The sequence below is a fragment of the Streptomyces sp. NPDC001851 genome, assembly GCF_040297165.1.
GTDB lineage: Bacteria > Actinomycetota > Actinomycetes > Streptomycetales > Streptomycetaceae > Streptomyces.
In genome coordinates this window covers 54557-71587 of sequence record NZ_JBEOYR010000003.1, presented here as the reverse complement: position 1 = coordinate 71587, position 17031 = coordinate 54557, and the positions used below count along the sequence as shown (strand labels likewise).

At 69.9% G+C, this 17031-nt stretch carries 17 protein-coding genes; 3 read left to right on the top strand and 14 right to left on the bottom strand.

Going from position 1 to position 17031, the window contains the following annotated elements:
- Positions 1-282: 282 nt before the first annotated feature.
- Both ABT171_RS05360 and ABT171_RS05355 read right to left on the bottom strand, forming a co-directional pair.
- Entirely contained in the window at positions 283-561 is a 279-nt protein-coding gene (locus ABT171_RS05360) for a DUF4190 domain-containing protein (protein ID WP_351240051.1), read from the bottom strand.
- A gap of 32 nt (positions 562-593) precedes the next feature.
- The gene (locus ABT171_RS05355; protein WP_351240049.1) at positions 594-761 is read right to left on the bottom strand and encodes a hypothetical protein; all 168 of its coding nucleotides are present in this window, start codon (positions 759-761) and stop codon (positions 594-596) included.
- A 145-nt stretch (positions 762-906) separates the two neighbouring features.
- On the opposite strand from ABT171_RS05355, the gene ABT171_RS05350 reads away from it, so the two are divergent.
- A complete protein-coding gene (locus ABT171_RS05350; RefSeq protein ID WP_351240047.1) occupies positions 907-1533 on the top strand; it encodes a TetR family transcriptional regulator in 627 nt (208 codons plus the stop codon).
- Between the two features lie 31 nt (positions 1534-1564).
- Here ABT171_RS05350 and ABT171_RS05345 read toward each other — a convergent pair whose 3' ends face one another.
- On the bottom strand, positions 1565-2548 hold the full coding sequence (locus ABT171_RS05345; protein ID WP_351240045.1) for a helix-turn-helix transcriptional regulator: 984 nt from the start codon (positions 2546-2548) through the stop codon (positions 1565-1567).
- Positions 2549-2649: 101 nt separating this feature from the next.
- On the opposite strand from ABT171_RS05345, the gene ABT171_RS05340 reads away from it, so the two are divergent.
- Entirely contained in the window at positions 2650-3258 is a 609-nt protein-coding gene (locus ABT171_RS05340; protein WP_351240043.1) for a TIGR03086 family metal-binding protein, read from the top strand.
- Between the two features lie 52 nt (positions 3259-3310).
- On the opposite strand, the gene ABT171_RS05335 is transcribed toward ABT171_RS05340, so the two are convergent.
- Positions 3311-4171: a thioesterase family protein gene (locus ABT171_RS05335; protein ID WP_351240041.1), complete on the bottom strand. Its 861-nt coding sequence runs from the start codon at positions 4169-4171 to the stop codon at positions 3311-3313.
- 162 nt (positions 4172-4333) lie between these two features.
- Between ABT171_RS05335 and ABT171_RS05330 the strand changes: the two genes are divergently transcribed.
- Complete coding sequence (locus ABT171_RS05330) at positions 4334-5623, top strand: alpha/beta hydrolase (protein ID WP_351240039.1); 1290 nt, start codon at positions 4334-4336, stop codon at positions 5621-5623.
- Here ABT171_RS05330 and ABT171_RS05325 read toward each other — a convergent pair.
- From ABT171_RS05325 to ABT171_RS05280, 10 genes are all read right to left on the bottom strand, one after another.
- Positions 5532-6191 carry a trimeric intracellular cation channel family protein gene (locus tag ABT171_RS05325; protein WP_351240037.1) on the bottom strand — a complete coding sequence of 220 codons (660 nt, stop codon included), beginning with the start codon at positions 6189-6191 and terminating at the stop codon, positions 5532-5534. The two genes, ABT171_RS05330 and ABT171_RS05325, sit on opposite strands and share 92 nt — an antisense overlap.
- Positions 6192-6238: 47 nt before the next feature.
- On the bottom strand, positions 6239-7630 hold the full coding sequence (locus ABT171_RS05320; protein WP_351240035.1) for a M1 family metallopeptidase: 1392 nt from the start codon (positions 7628-7630) through the stop codon (positions 6239-6241).
- Between the two features lie 99 nt (positions 7631-7729).
- Positions 7730-9046 carry an ABC transporter ATP-binding protein gene (locus ABT171_RS05315; RefSeq protein ID WP_351240033.1) on the bottom strand — a complete coding sequence of 439 codons (1317 nt, stop codon included), beginning with the start codon at positions 9044-9046 and terminating at the stop codon, positions 7730-7732.
- Entirely contained in the window at positions 9043-10140 is a 1098-nt protein-coding gene (locus ABT171_RS05310; protein ID WP_351240031.1) for an ABC transporter ATP-binding protein, read from the bottom strand. Before ABT171_RS05310 ends, ABT171_RS05315 begins: the two co-directional genes overlap by 4 nt.
- The gene (locus ABT171_RS05305; protein WP_351240029.1) at positions 10137-11135 is read right to left on the bottom strand and encodes an ABC transporter permease; all 999 of its coding nucleotides are present in this window, start codon (positions 11133-11135) and stop codon (positions 10137-10139) included. Before ABT171_RS05305 ends, ABT171_RS05310 begins: the two co-directional genes overlap by 4 nt.
- 110 nt (positions 11136-11245) lie before the next feature.
- A complete protein-coding gene (locus ABT171_RS05300) occupies positions 11246-13030 on the bottom strand; it encodes an ABC transporter substrate-binding protein (RefSeq protein WP_351240027.1) in 1785 nt (594 codons plus the stop codon).
- A gap of 70 nt (positions 13031-13100) precedes the next feature.
- Positions 13101-14108, bottom strand: coding sequence for an ABC transporter permease (locus ABT171_RS05295; RefSeq protein ID WP_351240025.1), 1008 nt, complete (start codon positions 14106-14108; stop codon positions 13101-13103).
- A 270-nt stretch (positions 14109-14378) separates the two neighbouring features.
- Positions 14379-15161, bottom strand: a complete 783-nt coding sequence (locus ABT171_RS05290; protein WP_503074093.1) for an enhanced serine sensitivity protein SseB C-terminal domain-containing protein — start codon at positions 15159-15161, stop codon at positions 14379-14381.
- Between the two features lie 188 nt (positions 15162-15349).
- The gene (locus ABT171_RS05285) at positions 15350-16141 is read right to left on the bottom strand and encodes an enhanced serine sensitivity protein SseB (protein ID WP_351240021.1); all 792 of its coding nucleotides are present in this window, start codon (positions 16139-16141) and stop codon (positions 15350-15352) included.
- 89 nt (positions 16142-16230) lie between these two features.
- Positions 16231-16875 (bottom strand): AAA family ATPase, encoded by a 645-nt coding sequence (locus ABT171_RS05280; RefSeq protein ID WP_351240019.1) that lies wholly within the window; start codon positions 16873-16875, stop codon positions 16231-16233.
- Positions 16876-17031: the final 156 nt, after the last annotated feature.

The window sequence follows — 17031 nt, the reverse complement described above, 5'->3', positions numbered from 1 at the left end:
CGCGCCTCGCGCCGGCCGCACCCGGGCCTGGTGGCGGGGTGCCCGACGCTGTCGGCCGTGCCCATCCGTTCCGCCCCGCGGAACGACTGCCCACGGCGGGGCGTGGTGGCCGGCTGCGGACCATCGCGGGCGGCGGCGGGCCGGGTGCCGCGGCTGCCCTGCGGGCGGGGACGGCGGTGGCGGTCGGCCTCCGCGGGTGCCTCGCGGCCGGGAACGGCGGTGGTGGTGGGGGTGGGTCGGCCGGGTTGCCCCGTCGTCCTCGGGGCCGGGGCCGTCAGCTGGTCACATGCTCCAGGAGAGCGTGTGGGACAGCTGCATGGCGGTCACCAGGACGACCAGGTCGGCCACGCCCAGGGTGAGGCCCAGCCAGGCTCGGCCGCGGCGGGCCGTGCCGCGCCAGAGGGACACGGCAGCCAGGACGATGGCGATCGGGCCGAGGAAGATGTTGAGGACCAGCAGGCCGAGAAGGCCGAGGATGAAGGACGCCACGGCCATGCCGTCGGCGTCGCGGGCGGCCGGCCGGGTGTCGTCGCGGCTCGTGACCGGTGCGGTGAGTTGCATGGTGCTCAGCTCCTGGAAGTCGGGGCGGACGGTCAGTTGGCCGGCGTACGGCGTCGGCGGCCGTGGCGCTCGCGGAGCGCGAAGACGCCGAGCCACACGGCGATGACGGCGGCGGCGACGGCGGTGACCGTCAGCGGCGCGTGGGCGATGGTGCCCAGCACGACACCGAGCAGCATGAGTGCGGCGACGAGGAACAGCATGGGATGAGATCCCCCCTCCGAGATACCTCGTATAGGGCCGGTGTGAAGTTTCGGTGAACAGTTGTAGTAACAGTTGTTCACTGACTTCTACTCTAGCGCGTTCCACGGCTTTCCAATTCCGGAGAACAGTTGTTAACTGGATGACATGAGTCACACCCTCGGCATCCGGCAGGCCCAGAAGCAGAAGACCCGGCAGGCGTTCCTCGACGCGGCGCTCGCGCTGCTGGAGGAGCAGAGTCTGAGCAGCCTGGGCCTGCGCGAGGTCACCCGGGCCGTCGGCGTTGCCCCGACCGCCTTCTACCGGCACTTCCGCTCGACCGCCGACCTGGGTGTCGCACTGGTCGACGAGGCGCTGGGCAGCCTGCACCCGATGGTGCGGACGACGGTGTCCACGGCGGGCGACAGCGAGGAACGCATCACGCGTGCCATCGAGTTGATCGCCCGCCATGTGGACGCGTACCCCGCACATGTCCGGTTTATCGCCCGGGAGCGACATGGCGGGGTACAGCCGGTGCGGGACGCCATCCGGGCCCAACTGGTCCGGTTCGCCGAGGAGGTGAAGGCCGAGCTGGCCAAGGACACCGAGGCCGCGGGCTGGAACGACGACGACCTGCTGATGCTCGCGCATCTCTACGTCGACCAGATGCTCATCACCGCCTCCCTGTTCCTGGAAGCACTGGAATCCCCGGCGGAGGAGCGGGAGCGCGTCACCCAGCTCGCCACCCGGCAGCTGCGGCTCATCAGCATCGGCCGCAGCCACTGGACGGACTGAGCCTCGGGGGGACTTGCGCCCGGCGGGTCCGTCAGCCGCCCGTTCCGGGTCCGGTCCCCTCCTGGTACAGGGCCGTGACGGAACGGGCCGCGGCCAGCAGTTCCGCGCGGGCCTCGGGCGGGTCCAGCAGTTCCACCTGGTCGGAGAAGCCGAGGAGTTGGCGGACCGCGCGCAGCACCGGGTAGGTCAGCCGGGCGGTGACCCAGTCGCTGTCGCCGTCGTCGTCGGGCGGGGCGGTCAGTTCGGCGGCCGCGACCCGCTGGAACATGTCGAGCCGCTCGCGCCGGACCCGTACCGTGACCTCGATCCCGCCCGGCCGCTCCTCCACCTGACGTCGCAGCACCTCCCAGGCGTCGGCGAGTTCGATCCCGGGCCGGCGCCGCACCGGCTCGTCGAGCGGCCGGGCCGAGCGGATCCGGTCGGCCCGGAAGAGCCGCGGCGCCCCGCCCCGGTCGGCGACCAGGTACCACACCCCGGCCTTGGCGACCAGGCCGTACGGGTCCACGGTGTACGTCCGCGGCTCCCGCGCCCCGCTGTGCCGGTAGCGCAGCCTCAGGCGCCGGTCGGAGAACACCGCGTCCTGGAGCACCTCCAGGTCGACGGACTGCTGGGGGCCGCTCTTCCAGCGGGTGGCGTCGACCAGGATGCGGCGGCTGGTCACCTCGGCCGCGGGCCGGTACGGCGCCGGCAGCGCGGCCATCACCTTGCGCAGGGCCGAGCCGAGGGCGGCATCGAGGCCGAGCGCGGCGTGCGCGCCCTGCGCGGCCAGGATGAACAGGGCGCGGGACTCGTCGGCGGTCAGTCCGGTGACGTCGGTGCGGAAACCGGCGAGGAGTTCGATGCCGCCGTGCCGGCCGCGCTCGGCGTACACCGGGACACCGGAGGCCGACAGGGCCTCGATGTCCCGGTAGATGGTGCGGACCGACACCTCCAGCCGGTCGGCGAGTTCACGCGCGGGGACACGGCCCCGGGTCTGCAGGAGCAGCAGGATCGACAGCAGCCGGTCGGACTTCACGCGGACAGAATCCCGCCCGGACGGATTCTCGCGCAAATGTTGACGGTGGATGTCAGGTTATCGCGCCATCCTCGGGGCACCGACCTACCGAGAGGGACACCATGACCACCGGGACCACCAGCGAGTTCACCGACCCGCGCCCCTTCTACGTCCGCGCCACGGAGCAGGCCGCGGCCCTGATCAAGACCGTACGGCCGGACCAGCTCGAAGGCCCCACGCCCTGTGCGGAGTTCGACGTACGGGGCCTGTTGAGCCACATCGTCGGCGGCACCCGGCGGATCGCCGTGGTCGGCGAAGGCGGGGACGGACTCGCCGTACAGCCCGTCGCGGAGGGTGTCGAGGACGACGGCTGGGCGGCGGCCTACGACGAGGTGCGCGTGCGCGTGCTGAAGGCCTGGGAGAGCGACGAGCGGATGGCGGCCCCGGTCCGGGTGCCGTGGGGCGAGGTACCGGGCCATGCGGCGCTCTCGGGCTATGTGATGGAGATCGTGACCCACACGTGGGACCTCGCCGAGGCCCTCGGGCACCCGCACCGGCTCGACCCGGACCTGGCCCGGTTCGCGCTCGGCACCGCCCGCCAGGTACTGCCGGACTCCCGCCCCCGCGACGAGAACACCCCCTTCGACACCCGCCGCCAGGCACCGGAGGACGCCGGCGTCTACGAACAGCTGGCCGCCTGGCTCGGCCGCACGCCGCTCAGCCGGACGTGACGCCCCACCCCGGCGAGCCGGAGCCACAGCCGTCCCGGCCGGAGGCTGCCGCTCAGGTGAGTCTGGCCCGGGCCAGCTGGCGGGACTGGGCGACCAGGTGGTCCTCGCTGTCCCAGACCTCGGCGTCCTCCTCCAGGAAGCCGCCGGCCAGGTTGCGGGTGGTGATGGACACCCGCAACGGGCCGGGGGCCGGGCGGCGGCGGACGTGGACGGTGAGTTCCACCGTGGGCACCCAGCCCGTCAGGCCGAGCTCGAAGGCCGTGGGCGGCAGGGCGTCCACCGCCAGCAACAGCGACAGCGGGTCGGCGTCACGGCCGTCGGCCAGGCCGAACCACGCGCGCATCTCCCCCTTGCCGGAGGGCGCGCCCAGCGCCCAGCCGAGAGTGGACGGGTCCAGCTTGAGCATCAGGCGGTCGGCGATCGCCGAGCCGCCCTGGACCGGGGGCGGCCCGTCCTCGGGGCCGAAGCACTGGTCGAGGGGCGGGATCGCGGGAGGGGTGGCGGTCGTACGGACGTCGTCGGGGAGGGTGGCGAGGTCGCCGTAGGAGGCGAGGACGCGGATGCGTTCGACCTCGTTGCCCTCGTCGTCGTACTGGAGCAGGGAGGCCTGGCCCGTGGAGAGGGTGCGGCCCGTGCGGACCGTTTCCGTGCGGATGACCGCCGGGCCGGGCCGGGAGGCGGTCAGGTAGTGCGCGGAGACGGTGAAGGGGTCCGGGTGCGGAAGGCTGTCCGCGAGGGCCCGGCCGAGCACAGCCAGCAGGTAGCCGCCGTTCACGGCGTTGAAGATGGTCCAGCCGGCCGAGAGGCCGACGTCGTAGACACCGGGCTCGCGCCGGGTGACCGCCGTGTCGCGGTCGAACTCGCTGGCGCCGATCACGGCCCGCGCGGCGGGGGCGGAAGCTGCTTCTGGCATGGGTGGACGGTACAACAGGAAATTACTAAGCGGTAGCTTTATCGGTGAAAACAGGGTGGAGATGCCCCCTGGATCCCTCTGCCGGGTGAGGTTCCGGCAACTTTTCGGTAAGTGTGCCGACTCGTCCACAACCTTGGCGCCCTGATTCCCATCTATGGAGGCATGAGCCTCACCGGGACTCCGTTCCTCTACACGACCATCGTGCTGGCCGTGGTTGCACTGATACTGCCGCTCGTGCTGTGGTCACGAGTGCGCGGGCCCAAGCCCCTGCGTGCCGCGGCCCGTGTGCTGATGCTGCTGTTCGCCCAAGGCACCGCCGTCACACTGATCTTCGTTCTGGTCAACAACCAGAACAACCTGTACGACAACTGGGCCGACCTGCTCGGCACCGGCAACCACGTCCAGCAGGCCCGGGACCTGGGCCGGGACGGCACCGGCGGTATAGCGGTGAAACGGTTGCCCAAGGTCAAGCAGACCTTCACGGCGGCCTCCGGCCCCGGGATGGGCGCGGCCGGCGGCGTGCGCGTCACCCAGCTCAAGGGCCGGGTCTCGGGCGTGAACGCCGAGGTCTACGTCTGGCTGCCGCCGCAGTACAACGACCCGGCCTACCGCCACAAGAAGTTCCCGGTGGTGGAGGTGCTGCCGGGCTACCCCGGTTCGGCGAAGGCCTGGTTCGGTTCCATGCACGCGCACGAACAGCTGCTGCCGATGATGCAGAGCGGCCAGGTGGCCCCCTTCATCATGGTCGCCCCGCGCACCAACCTGCTGGCCGGCGTGGACACCGGCTGCGCGAACGTCCCCGGCCAGGTCAACGCCGACACCTGGCTCAGCATCGACGTGCCGAAGATGGTCATGGACAACTTCCGTGCCCTGCCGGCACCGCAGGGCTGGGCCGTGGCCGGGTACTCCGCGGGCGCCCACTGCGCGGTCAAGCTGGCCGTGGCGCACCCGGACCGGTACCGGGCCGCGGTGAGCCTGTCCGGCTACAACGACCCGATCGGCGAGCGCAACTCCCTGGCCGCGCAGAACCCCACCCTGCGCAACGAGAACAACCCCTACATGATCCTGAAGAAGGCGGCGGTGCCGCCGCGGATCGCGCTGTACGTCTCCGGCGAGTCCCGTGACGGCTACGAGGCGGGCGTGGCGCTGGAGTCCGTCGCCAAGGCGCCGACGACCGTGCACGTGGTGTTCCTGCCGCGCAGCGCGGGCGGCCACAACATGGCGCTGTGGCGGCCCCAGGTCGGCGCGGTGTTCCGCTGGCTGACCGTGCAGATGGGCCAGAGCCACGTCAAGGGCCAGGACCGGTCGCTCGGCGGCACCACGGGTTCCCTCGACGGGAACGCCGCCGGAACCACCGGCACTACTCCTCAGTCACCGTCGACCGGCGGTTCCACGCGCGCGGAGCTCGCCAGTGGAACCGCATCGCGAGCAGGCGCAGCACAAAAGCGGTGACGGCCGCGAGCCCACTGGTGAGGGGGGTCAGGGCGTCATAGCGGAGGCACAGCACCACCATGGTGGAGCCCACGATCGCTGGGACCGCGTACAGATCGCGGTCCCAGCGCAGCAGTGAGGGCACCTCGTTGGCGAGCACATCGCGCAGCACACCGCCGCCGACCGCGGTGGCGAGCCCCAGGGTCGCCGACGCGGTCAGGTTGAGGCCGTAGCTGTACGCCTTGGTCGTCCCGCTGACGCAGAACAGGCCGAGTCCGGCCGCGTCGAAGACCAGCACCGCCGCCTGGATGCGTTCCACGTGCGGGTGCAGGAAGAAGACGACCAGCGTGGCGAGCATCGGGGTGAGGAAGTACCCGAGGTCGGTGAAGGCGGCCGGGGGTACGGCTCCGATGACCAGGTCGCGGAACAGCCCTCCGCCCAGCGCGGTGACCTCGGCGAGCACGGCGATGCCGAACACGTCGAAGTTCTTCCGGACGGCCAGCAGGGCGCCGGAGATCGCGAACACGAAGATGCCGATGACATCGAGCGTGTGCTGGACGGAGGGAGTGAAGAGTTGCTGGAGCTGCACCCCGGTATTCTCACCTGCCGGACGGCGTGAACCTTACAAAGCCAGGCTTACAGCGCCGGCCTCCCTGTGGTGGACAGCCAGGTGCCGAACAGGTCGTCCAGTTTCTGCCCGCTGACGCGCTCGGCGAGACGGACGAAGCCGGCGGTGTCCGCGTTGCCGTACCGGTGGAGCCTGGTCCAGGCGGGCAGCAGCCGGAAGAAGGCCTTGTCGCCGATGCGTTCGCGCAGTGCCTGGAGCGTCATCGCGCCGCGCTGGTACACGGCGGAGGAGAACATCGTGTCGCGCTGCGGGTCGGCGACCTTGATCTGCCAGAAGCCCGAGTCGGCCGGGCGGGAGTTGTAGGCGGCGAGGAAGGAGTCGTGCGCCGAGCGGGTGCCCTGGTGCTCCGCCCACAGCCACTGGGCGTAGGTGGCGAAGCCCTCGTTGAGCCAGATGTCCTTCCACCGCGCCACGCTCACCGAGTCGCCGAACCACTGGTGGGCCAGCTCGTGCACGATGGTCGTCTCGCTGCGCACGGCCGAGTAGGCGGGCTTGCTCTGCACCTCCAGGGAGAACCCGGCCTCGGGCATGTCGTCCACGATGGCGCCGGTCTCCTCGAACGGGTACGGCCCGAAGACCTTCGACCAGTAGTCGGTCGCGGCGGCGGTGACGGCGTACACGTCGACCTTGTTGCTGTTCTTCAGGACGGGGTCGATCGCGACGTAGAGCGGGATGCCGCCCGGGGTGCGGCCGGTGCGCACGTCGAACCTGCCGATGGTGGCGGTGGCGAGGTAGGTCGCCATCGGCCTCGACTCGCGCCAGTGGGTGTACGTCGATCCGCCCTTGTCGTACGTCGACACCAGCCGGCCGTTGGAGACGCCGGTCAGGCCCTCCGGCGCCTTGATCCGGATGTCGTAGGTGGCCTTGTCGGAGGGGTGGTCGCTGGACGGGAACCAGGTGGAGGCGGCGTTGGGCTCGCAGGCGACGAAGACGCCGTCGGTGGTCTTCATCCAGCCGTACTTGGAGCCGAACACGATGGGCCCGCTGAGGGGCTGGGGTATGCCGCCGTAGGTGACGGTGACCCTGAAGGTGCGCCCGCGCGCCAGGCTTCGGCGTGGGGTGATGGTCACCTCGTCGCCGTCCCGCGTGAACCCGGCGCGTCTGCCGTTCACTTCGACCCCGGCGATCTGCAGTTGCTGCAGGTCCAGGTCGAAGGAGGAGAGGTTCTGGGTGGCGCGGGCGATGAGGGTGGTACGGCCGTCCAGGCGTCCGGTGCCGGGGGCGTAGGCGAGGTCCAGGTCGTAGTGCAGCGCGTCGAAGCCGCCGTTGCCGAGCTGGGGGAAGTAGGAGTCGCCGATGCCGGGGGCGCCCGGGGTGGGGGCGGGGGATGCGCCGATGACGAGGAGGGAGGCCGCCGCGGTCGCGACGGCCCCCAGGCGTGCCGAACGGGAGAGTGCCATGGTCGTCCCTTTCGAGCGTGTACCGATCAGTGGTCGGACACGGACGACTCTGCACTCTCCCGTTTAGGCATGTGCATGACTTTGCTGAGTTGTCATGCGCTACTTGTCGGTTGACTCCTGGGAGTCGCTCTCCTCGGCCTTCTCCGCGGTGCTCTCCGCGGCGTTCTCCTCGGAGGCACTTTCCTCGGACGCACTTTCCTCGGAGGCACTCTCCTCGGAGTCGTTCTCCGCCGGGGTCTCCTCGGCCAGTTCCGCCGCGACCGCCGCCGATGTCTCCGCCGACTCCGCGAGGACCTCGTCGGCGACCAGCTCCGCCGCCTCCTTCGCGGCGGTCAGCAGCACCGTGTCCTGCGGGGCCTGGTCCTCGAAGTTCTCGGGGTGGTGGCAGGCCACCCGCTGACCGGGCTTCAGCTCCTTGAGCGCCGGCTCGGTGGTCCGGCAGATCTCCGTCGCCTTCCAGCACCGGGTGTGGAAGCGGCAGCCGGAGGGCGGTGAGATCGGCGAGGGCACGTCGCCCTTGAGCAGGATGCGCTCGCTCTTCGCGTTCTTGCGCGCCGGGTCCGGAATCGGCACCGCCGACATCAGCGCCTTGGTGTACGGGTGCATCGGCGCCTTGTACAGCGAGTCCCGGTCGGCCAGTTCGACGATCTTGCCGAGGTACATCACCGCGATGCGGTCCGAGACGTGCCGGACGACCGAGAGGTCGTGCGCGATGATCACGTACGTCAGGCCCAGTTCCTCCTGGAGGTCGTCCATGAGGTTCACGACCTGCGCCTGGATCGACACGTCCAGCGCGGAGACCGGCTCGTCCGCGACGACCAGCTTCGGCTTCAGGGCGAGCGCGCGGGCGATGCCGATGCGCTGGCGCTGACCGCCGGAGAACTCGTGCGGATAGCGGTTGTAGTGCTCGGGGTTGAGACCGACCACCGACAGCAGCCGCTGCACTTCCTTCTTGATGCCGCCCTCCGGCTCGACGCCCTGGAGCCGGAAGGGGGCCCCGACGATCGTGCCGATGGTGTGGCGCGGGTTCAGCGACGAGTACGGATCCTGGAAGATCATCTGCACGTCGCGGCGCATGGGGCGCATGCCGCTCACGCCGAGGTGCGTGATGTCCTTGCCCTCGAACTCGATCGTGCCGGCGGTCGGTTCGAGCAGCCGGGTGATCAGCCGGCCCATCGTCGACTTGCCGCAGCCCGACTCGCCCACGACACCGAGGGTCTCACCGGAACGGACCTCGAAGTCGAGCCCGTCGACCGCGCGCACGGCGCCGACCTGCCGCTGGAACAGGCCCTTCTTGATGGGGAAGTGCTTCTGCAGCCCGGTCACCTTGAGCAGGGTCTCGCCGGGAGCGGCGTCCTTGCTGAGGGTGGCCGCACCAGAGGCCTTCACCGCTTTGTCCTCTGCGTTCTCACTCACAGCTTCGGCGCAATCTCTTCGGTCCAGATCCGTTCCCGCTGCTCCTGCGACATGTGGCAGGCGGCCCAGTGCTTGTCGCCGACCTCGGTCAGCTCCGGGCGGACCGTGCGGGTCAGGTTGTCCTTCGGGAGGTCCGCGTACGGGCAGCGCGGGTTGAAGGCGCAGCCGGACGGGATGTTGATCAGCGAGGGCGGCGAGCCCTTGACCGGGATCAGGCGCTCCTGCTGCTCGCGGTCCAGGCGCGGCATCGAGCCGAGCAGACCCCAGGTGTAGGGGTGGCGGGGCTCGTAGAACACCTTCTCCGCCGGGCCGCGTTCGACGCAGCGGCCGCCGTACATCACCAGGATGTCGTCGGCGAGTTCGGCGACGACGCCCAGGTCGTGGGTGATGACGATGACCGCCGAGCCGAACTCCTTCTGCAGGTCGCGGATCAGGTCCAGGATCTGCGCCTGGACCGTCACGTCGAGCGCGGTGGTCGGCTCGTCCGCGATGAGCAGCTCGGGGTTGTTCACCAGCGACATGGCGATCATGGCGCGCTGGCGCATACCGCCGGAGAACTCGTGCGGGTAGTTGTCCACCCGCTTGTCCGGCTGCGGGATGCCCACGCGGTCGAGCATCTCGACCGCACGCCGCTTGGCGGTCTTCTTGTCGACGTCGTGGTGGATCCGGTAGGCCTCCACGATCTGCGCGCCGATCGTGTAGTACGGGTGCAGCGCCGACAGCGGATCCTGGAAGATCATCGCCATCTCGCGGCCGCGCAGCTTGCGCACATGGTCGGGGTCGGCGGACAGCAGCTCGGTGCCGTTCAGCCAGATCTCGCCCGATATCTGCGCCTTGCGCTTGCCGTACTGGCCGGCGGTGTGCAGGCCCATGATGCCGAGCGAGGTCACGGACTTGCCGGAGCCCGACTCGCCCACGATGCCGAGGGTCTTGCCCTTCTCCAGCTTGAAGCTGAGCCCGTCGACGGACTTCACGAGGCCGTCGTCGGTCGGGAAGTGCACCTTCAGGTCGCGCACTTCCAGGAAGGAGGTCGGCGCGGGCGAGGCGTCCGTGGGCTCGCCCACGGCCGCTCCGGTCTTGCTGAGTTCGGTCATGCGAGCCTCACTCGGGGGTCGATCACGGCGTACAGGATGTCCACCGCGAGGTTGGCGATGAGCACCGCGAGGGAGGTGATCAGGGTCACGCCCAGGATGATGGGCAGGTCCTGGTTCTTGATGGCGGTCAGCACGGCCTGGCCGAGGCCGGGGATGCTGAACGTGGTCTCGGTGAGGATCGCGCCGCCGATCAGGGCGCCGAGGTCCATGCCGAGCATGGTCAGGATCGGGGTCATCGTGGAGCGCATGGCGTGCTTGCCGATGACGACCGGCTCCGTGAGGCCCTTGGCGCGGGCGGTGCGGATGTAGTCCTCGCCGAGGATCTCCAGCATGGTGGCCCGGGTGATGCGGGCGTACATCGCCGCGTAGAGGAAGGCGAGGGTGATCCAGGGCAGGATCATGCTTCCGAAGTAGCCGGAGAAGCTGTCGCTGATCGAGACGTACTTGCCGTCGAACCAGTTCAGTCCGAAGACGAAGATCGCCGAGGCGAGCAGACCGGTGAAGTAGATCGGCAGCGAGACACCGCTGAGGGCGACGACCATCGCGCCGCGGTCCCAGATGCTGCCCCGCTTGAGGGCGGAGAGCACACCCGCCGCGACACCGAGGACCAGCCACAGCACGGCGGCGCCGAGCGCGAGACCCAGGGTCACCGGGAAGCGGTCGGTCAGCACCGGCCAGACGGCCTGCTCGCTGCGGAAGGAGTAGCCGAAGCACGGCGCGGCGCAGTGGGTGACGTCACCGCCGGCCGCGTAGGTGCGGCCCGCGAAGATGCCCTTGAAGAAGTCCCAGACCTGGACGTAGATGGGGTCGCCCAGACCCAGCTTCTCGCGCACCGCCTCGACGGCGTGCGGGTCTGCCTGCTTGCCCACGAAGCTCGTGGCGATGTCCACGCCCGCCCACTTGGGGACGAGGAAGAAGATGCTGAAGACCACCAGGATGATGACCACCAGCATCACTGCGGCGGCGAACAGCCGCCTGATGAGGTAAGCGAGCACAGCTAACGGCCCGCCGCGGACCGCGGGCCCCCGGAGATCTTCCGGTGGGCCCGCGGCTCGCCGCGCCGGCCTTCACCTGCCTTTCGTGCCGTACGGCGGGTGTGCCGGGTTTACTTCGTGGACTTCAGGCCGAGGTTGACGAAGTCGTAGTAACCGCTGTACGCGTTCGTCGTGTACACGTTGGCCAGACGCGAGGAGCGGATGTTGAGCAGCCGCTCGAAGGTGAAGGGCAGGTAGTACGCGCCCTCCATGACCTTGTGGTTGATCTCCGTGGCGATCTGGGTCTTCTTCGAGGTGTCCATCGTGGTGGTGTACTGGTCGAAGAGACCGTCGATCGTCTTGTCCTTGATCAGGGCGTAGTTGTTGTTACCGCTCTGCAGGATGTACTTGCTGCTCCACAGCGGGATGCCGTAGCCCTGGACGGTCGGGAAGTCCGGGCCCCAGCCCATGATGATGATGCCGAGCTTCTTCTTCTCCACGTTCGACGGCGAGCCGATGATGCCCGGGCTCTGCGAGCCGTCGTACTGGTAGATGTCGGCGTTGACGCCGACCTTCTTCAGCGCGGCCTGCAGGGACTCGGCGGTGGCCACTTCCTGCGACTTGTTGTTGCGGACCGCGATGGTGGTGGAGAAGCCGTTCGGCTTGCCGCAGGCCTTCAGCTCCTGCTTGGCCAGGTCGACGCTGCCGTTCTTGTTCTTGGTCGCGATCTGGTACGGGTCGTACTTCTGGCCCTCGCCACCGGCGACCGACGGCGGGAGCATGTTGGTGCCGATGTCGCCACCGGCGATCGGGCCACCGCGGGCGGTCTGCAGGGACACGTGGTCGGCGGCGTAGATCACGGCCTTGCGGCAGTGCTCGTTGTCGAACGGCTTGACGCTCTGCGGGAAGACCGCGTAGCGGATGAAGCCGGAGACCGGGTTGTCCAGGTTGTCCTTGTGCTGCTTCAGGGCGATCTGACGGCCCTGCGGGCCCAGGCCGGTCTGGCTGGCGTCCACGTCGTAGTCGCCGTTGATCAGCTGCTGGTCCGAGTTGACCTGGTTCGTGGAGATGTCCAGCGTGATCTTGTCCGGGTACGCCTTGCGGACCGGGTCGGAGGACGCCTTCCACTGGTCGTTGCGGACCAGGACCAGGTTCTTGCCCGGGGCGTAGGACTCGAACTTGTACGGACCCGAGGAGAACGGGTGCAGGCCGTACTTGGACTTGGTGTCCTTGTCCTGGCGGACCGGGGAGCCCGCGGTCATGCCCAGCGCCTGGAGGAAGTCCGAGTTGGGCGCCGGCAGGTGGAAGACGATCGTCTTCGCGTCCGGCGTCTCGATCGCCTTCAGGCCCAGGTGGTCCTTCGCGGAGTCCTTGTACGGACCCTTGTAGGTGTTCTTCGGGTCCAGCATCTGCTGGAGGTAGATCGGACCGCCGGACAGGACGTCCTGCGCCCAGACGCGCTCGATGCCGTACTTGACGTCCTGGGAGGTGATCGGCTTGCCGTCCTCCCAGGTGGCGCCGTCGCGCAGCGTGAAGGTGTAGGTCTTGCCGCCGTCCGAGATCTTGCCCATGTCGGTGGCCAGGTCCGGGGTGAGCTGGGCGCCCTCGGCACCGGGCGCGGTCTTGTAGGTGACCAGCTGGCGGCTGTAGTAGCGGGAGAAGTCCCACATGAACCCGTAGTAGCCGCGCGTGGTGTCCCACGAGTCGGCGTCCTGCGTGCTCACGAACTTCAGCGTGCCGCCCTTCTTGACCTGGTCGGCCTGGGCGACTTTGTTGACCGCCGCGTTGAAGCCGGCCGCGCCGTCCTTCGAGCCGCCGTTGCCTCCGCCGCACGCCGCCGTGGTCAGCAGCCCGGCGACCACTGCGGCAGCGGCAAGGGCCTGCTTGCGCCGCCCTGAGGTGCGTTGGGTGTTCACGATCTCGGATCCTCCGGATTTGATGAGAGACCCCGTGGCAGAGCTCACGGGACGCTTGGGGTACGGCACTTCAGCGGGAGGCCTTCGGGTCCAGGGCGTCCCGCACGCCGTCGCCGAAGAGGTTGAAGGCCAGCACCGTGATGAAGATCGCCACGCCTGGGATCACCATGTACATGGGGTCCGAGTCGTAGTAGTCGATCGCGCTGGAGAGCATCTGTCCCCAGGAGGAGGTGGGCGGCTTGACGCCCACACCCAGGAAGCTGAGCGCCGCTTCGGTCAGGATGTTCGTGGGGATCATCATCGTCGTGTACACGATGATGGGCGCGACGAGGTTGGGCAGCAGCTCCTTGAAGAGGATGTAGAACCGCCCGGCGCCGAGCGAGCGGGCCGCCTCGACGTACTCGCGTTCACGCAGCGAGAGCGTCTGACCGCGCACCACGCGGCCGATGTACGGCCAGCCGAAGAAGCCGATGACCAGGATCATCACGAAGACACGCACGCCCGTGCCGGTGAGCCCCAGCATCTGGTTGGGCATCACGGAGACCAGCGCGATGATGAACAGCAGCTGCGGGAAGGCGAGGAGGCCGTCCATGACCCGGCTGATGACCGAGTCCACCCAGCCGCCGAAGAAGCCCGCCAGGATGCCGAGGATGGTCCCGAGGAGGACGGCGACCACGGCGGACAGGAAGCCGACGAGCAGCGAGATCCGGGCGCCGTAGAGGATGCGGGCGAAGATGTCGCGGCCGTTGACCGGTTCGACACCGAGCAGGTGGTCGCCGCTGATGCCGCCCATCGAGCCCTTGGGGGTGCTGAACAGCGGGTCGATCAGGCTCTGGTGGTAGTTGTCCGGGTCCTGGCCGACGAGGTTCGTGATCACCGGTGCGAGCAGGGCGATCACGATGAGGAGGAGGACGACCACGCCGCCCGTGAGGGCCAGCTTGTCCCGCTTGAGGCGTTCCCAGGCGATCCGGCCCAGGGAGCGGCCCTGAACGGCCTTCGCGTCGGTGGCCGCGACCGCCGCTTCCTCTGCCGCACCCGGGGCCGCTTCCGCGGTCGGCTCGTGCAATGGTGCCGTCATCAGGCTGGGACCCCTCTCAACCGGCGGTAGCCGGCCCGCACTTGCCGCTGGTAGCGGCATCAAACAGTCCGTCGTACACAGGGGCGAACCCCTTGAAGGGGGAGTCTTCAACGCTTGCGCGATCAGCCGCCAGCCTTGACGGGGAATGGATGCGCAACCGTGATGCAAGCAGGCGTTTCCTGTTATGCGGACAAGGAGTTACGGCGAACGGACGGGGCCGGGCGGAACGGCCGAGTGCGCAAAACGGGACGTACGGGCGATAATCCCAGGTCAGTAGCTGCCGTGCACCGGCGGATAGCCGTATCCGGCGGCGGGCGCCTGCTGCCCGGGGGAGGCCTGGAGCTGGGGCTGCGGCGCGGCGTGGGCCTCGCGGTCGTAGAACGGGCGGGCGTTGGCCCGCATCCACATCACGACCGGGTCGTACTCGTCCGTCATCGCGACCGTCGACACCGGCAGGCCCTCCGGCACCGCGCCGACGGACTGCTGCATCATCGCGCGCACCGAGTCGACCGCGGCCGGCGAGGTGTCGTACACGTCCAGGCCGATGGCGAGGTACGGGGCGCCGAGCGCCGGCTGCACCCAGGCGCGGCGCAGCGAGCGCAGGGCCGGGGTGCGGTGGGCGTTCTGCGCGAGCAGGGCGTAGAACTGCGGGATCTCGATGCCGGGTTCGGACAGCCGGAGAGGGCCGGCGGGCTGGCGGTCCAGGCCCGTGGCGATGCGGCGAAGGTCCAGCCAGGGGATGCCGACGCCGCCGCCCGGGGTGTGCGGGTTGAGCCAGAGGCCGTAGTGGTCCGGGTAGAGGGTGCGGGCCACGTCGAGCCCGTCGACGACCTCGTACGACCGGTTCCAGCCGCTGGCCGAGAGCTCCTGGGCGGAGGTGACGCAGGGGGCGTACTGGAACCCGTCGATCTCCATGTTTCCGTACTGGGCGTCCGGGGAGCCGGCCTGGCCGTGCCACAGGAGCATCCAGATCTGGCCGGAGGAGGGGGTGGCGAGGGCGCGGAGCAGGGCCTCGTAGGCGTCGTAGCGTCCGGGCGTGACCTGGCGCAGCATGTGCTCGACGCTGCCGCTGTGGCTCGCGCTCACCTGTCGTGCCCTTCTCTTTTTCGTGCCCCGCGTTTGGAGACAGCTTAAGCGCCCACGGGGGTGCCGCCTCGGGTGCGTACGCGGGTGCGGGTGCGTGGGGGGCTTGTCGCGCAGTTCCCCGCGCCCCTGAGGTCCGCTGCTCCCCTGCCTGCTGATCAGTGACCGTATTGGTAGAAGGGGCGGACGTTCGACTTGAGCCATGCGGCCACCGGGTCGTCCGTCACGTCCAGGAGGACCAGGCTCATCGGCCACTTGACCGGGACTTTGCCCAGGGCGCGGCCCAGGGCCTGCATGGGGAGCGCGCGGAGGTCGCCTTCCCACTGGGAGAGTTCCACGCCGACGAACATCACCGGGTCGTCCGTCTCTATGGCGGCCAGGCAGCGGCGGGCGGTGAGGACCACGCCGGTCTCGGCGAACTCGGCGGACGCGGCGGAGAGGAAGTCGACCGGGTCGTCCTGCCAGTCGGGTTCGAAGAGGCGGACCCGGCCGCCGGTGTTGGGCCCGTCCAGCGGGGTGCGGCCCACCCGGCACAGCTCGGCCACCGCCGCGGGCGGGAGCGGGATGCCGACCAGGGCGTCGGGGTTCACAGCGATGCCGACCTGCGGGGGCAGACCGCGGGCGAACTCCACGGCGGGGGCGATGGTGTACGACATGTGGGAGCCGGCCGCCTGGCGCAGCTGCTCCTCGGAGCTGAACACCGGGACGTACGTCTGGCCGCCGAGGTCCAGCGTGGGCAGGTCCAGCGGGCCGCTGTCGGGGCCGCCGCCGCTCGGCAGCGGGATCCACAGCAGGCTGCGGCCCAGGACCTCGATGATCCGGCCGGCCGCGGCGGGTATGCCGAGGGAGGCCGAGAGCACCTCCTCCAGCTCGTTGCCGGGCCAGCCGCCGTGGGGCTGGGGGTGCGCCTGTGCCGGGAAGTCCGCGGGAATGTCCGCCGGGAAGTCCATCTGCCTACCGCCTGCTGGAAATCTCTGCTGTGACCAAGAAGGCTAGCGGGTGGCGGTGACAGCCCCTCGCCGCGTGCACACCGTCCCCCTCATCCGGTGAACGCGATCCGCCGGAGCGCGTCGGCCGCCGTGCGGTCCAGCAGCACCGCGGCGCCGCAGCCCGCGGGCAGCCCGCCCCGCTCGACCGTGTCGAGCAGCCGGGCGGTCGTACGGCGGTGGCGGCGGAAGGCGTAGCGGGAGACGCCCCGGCCGCGGGTGCGCTGACCCTCGCGGGCGGTGTCGGGCGGGACGTCGAGCAGGAGCAGATGGAGGGTGCCGCCGCGGCGGCGTGCCGCGCGGGTGAGCCAGGCCCGCACCCAGGGCTGGGTGCCGCAGTCGTGCACGACGAGGCCCTCGCCGGTGCGCAGGGCGCGGCGCAGGCCGGTGTAGTGGGCGAGGCGGACCAGCGGGCGGTAGAGGGTGTACGGGAGCGCTCGGGGCAGGCGGGCCGCGAAGCGGTCGCGCGTGTCCTGGGAGTCGACGCGGCGGCCGGCGACCGCGCGCCGCATCAGGGTGGACTTGCCGCTGCCGGGCAGGCCGGTGATCACCACCAGGTCCTGGGGGCCGAAGAGCAGGACGTGCGGGCCGCTGCCGGCGCGGTCGCGCAGGTCGCGGACGACGGGGGCCGGCGCGGGGCGCTGACCCGGCACCGCGATGCCGGTGCCGGCGGTGGCGTACACCAGGGTCCTGTTCATCGTGATCTTCCTCCCCTGTCGGCCCGGTCATCCTCATGCCCGCGATGCGTAAAGAGAAGGTAATGAACGGGGGTGGTGGAGGGGTCCGCGTCCTGCCACAGGTCGGTTACAAAAGCAGGCTCGCCGTGCAATGATGTGGCCGCCAACTGCATACCG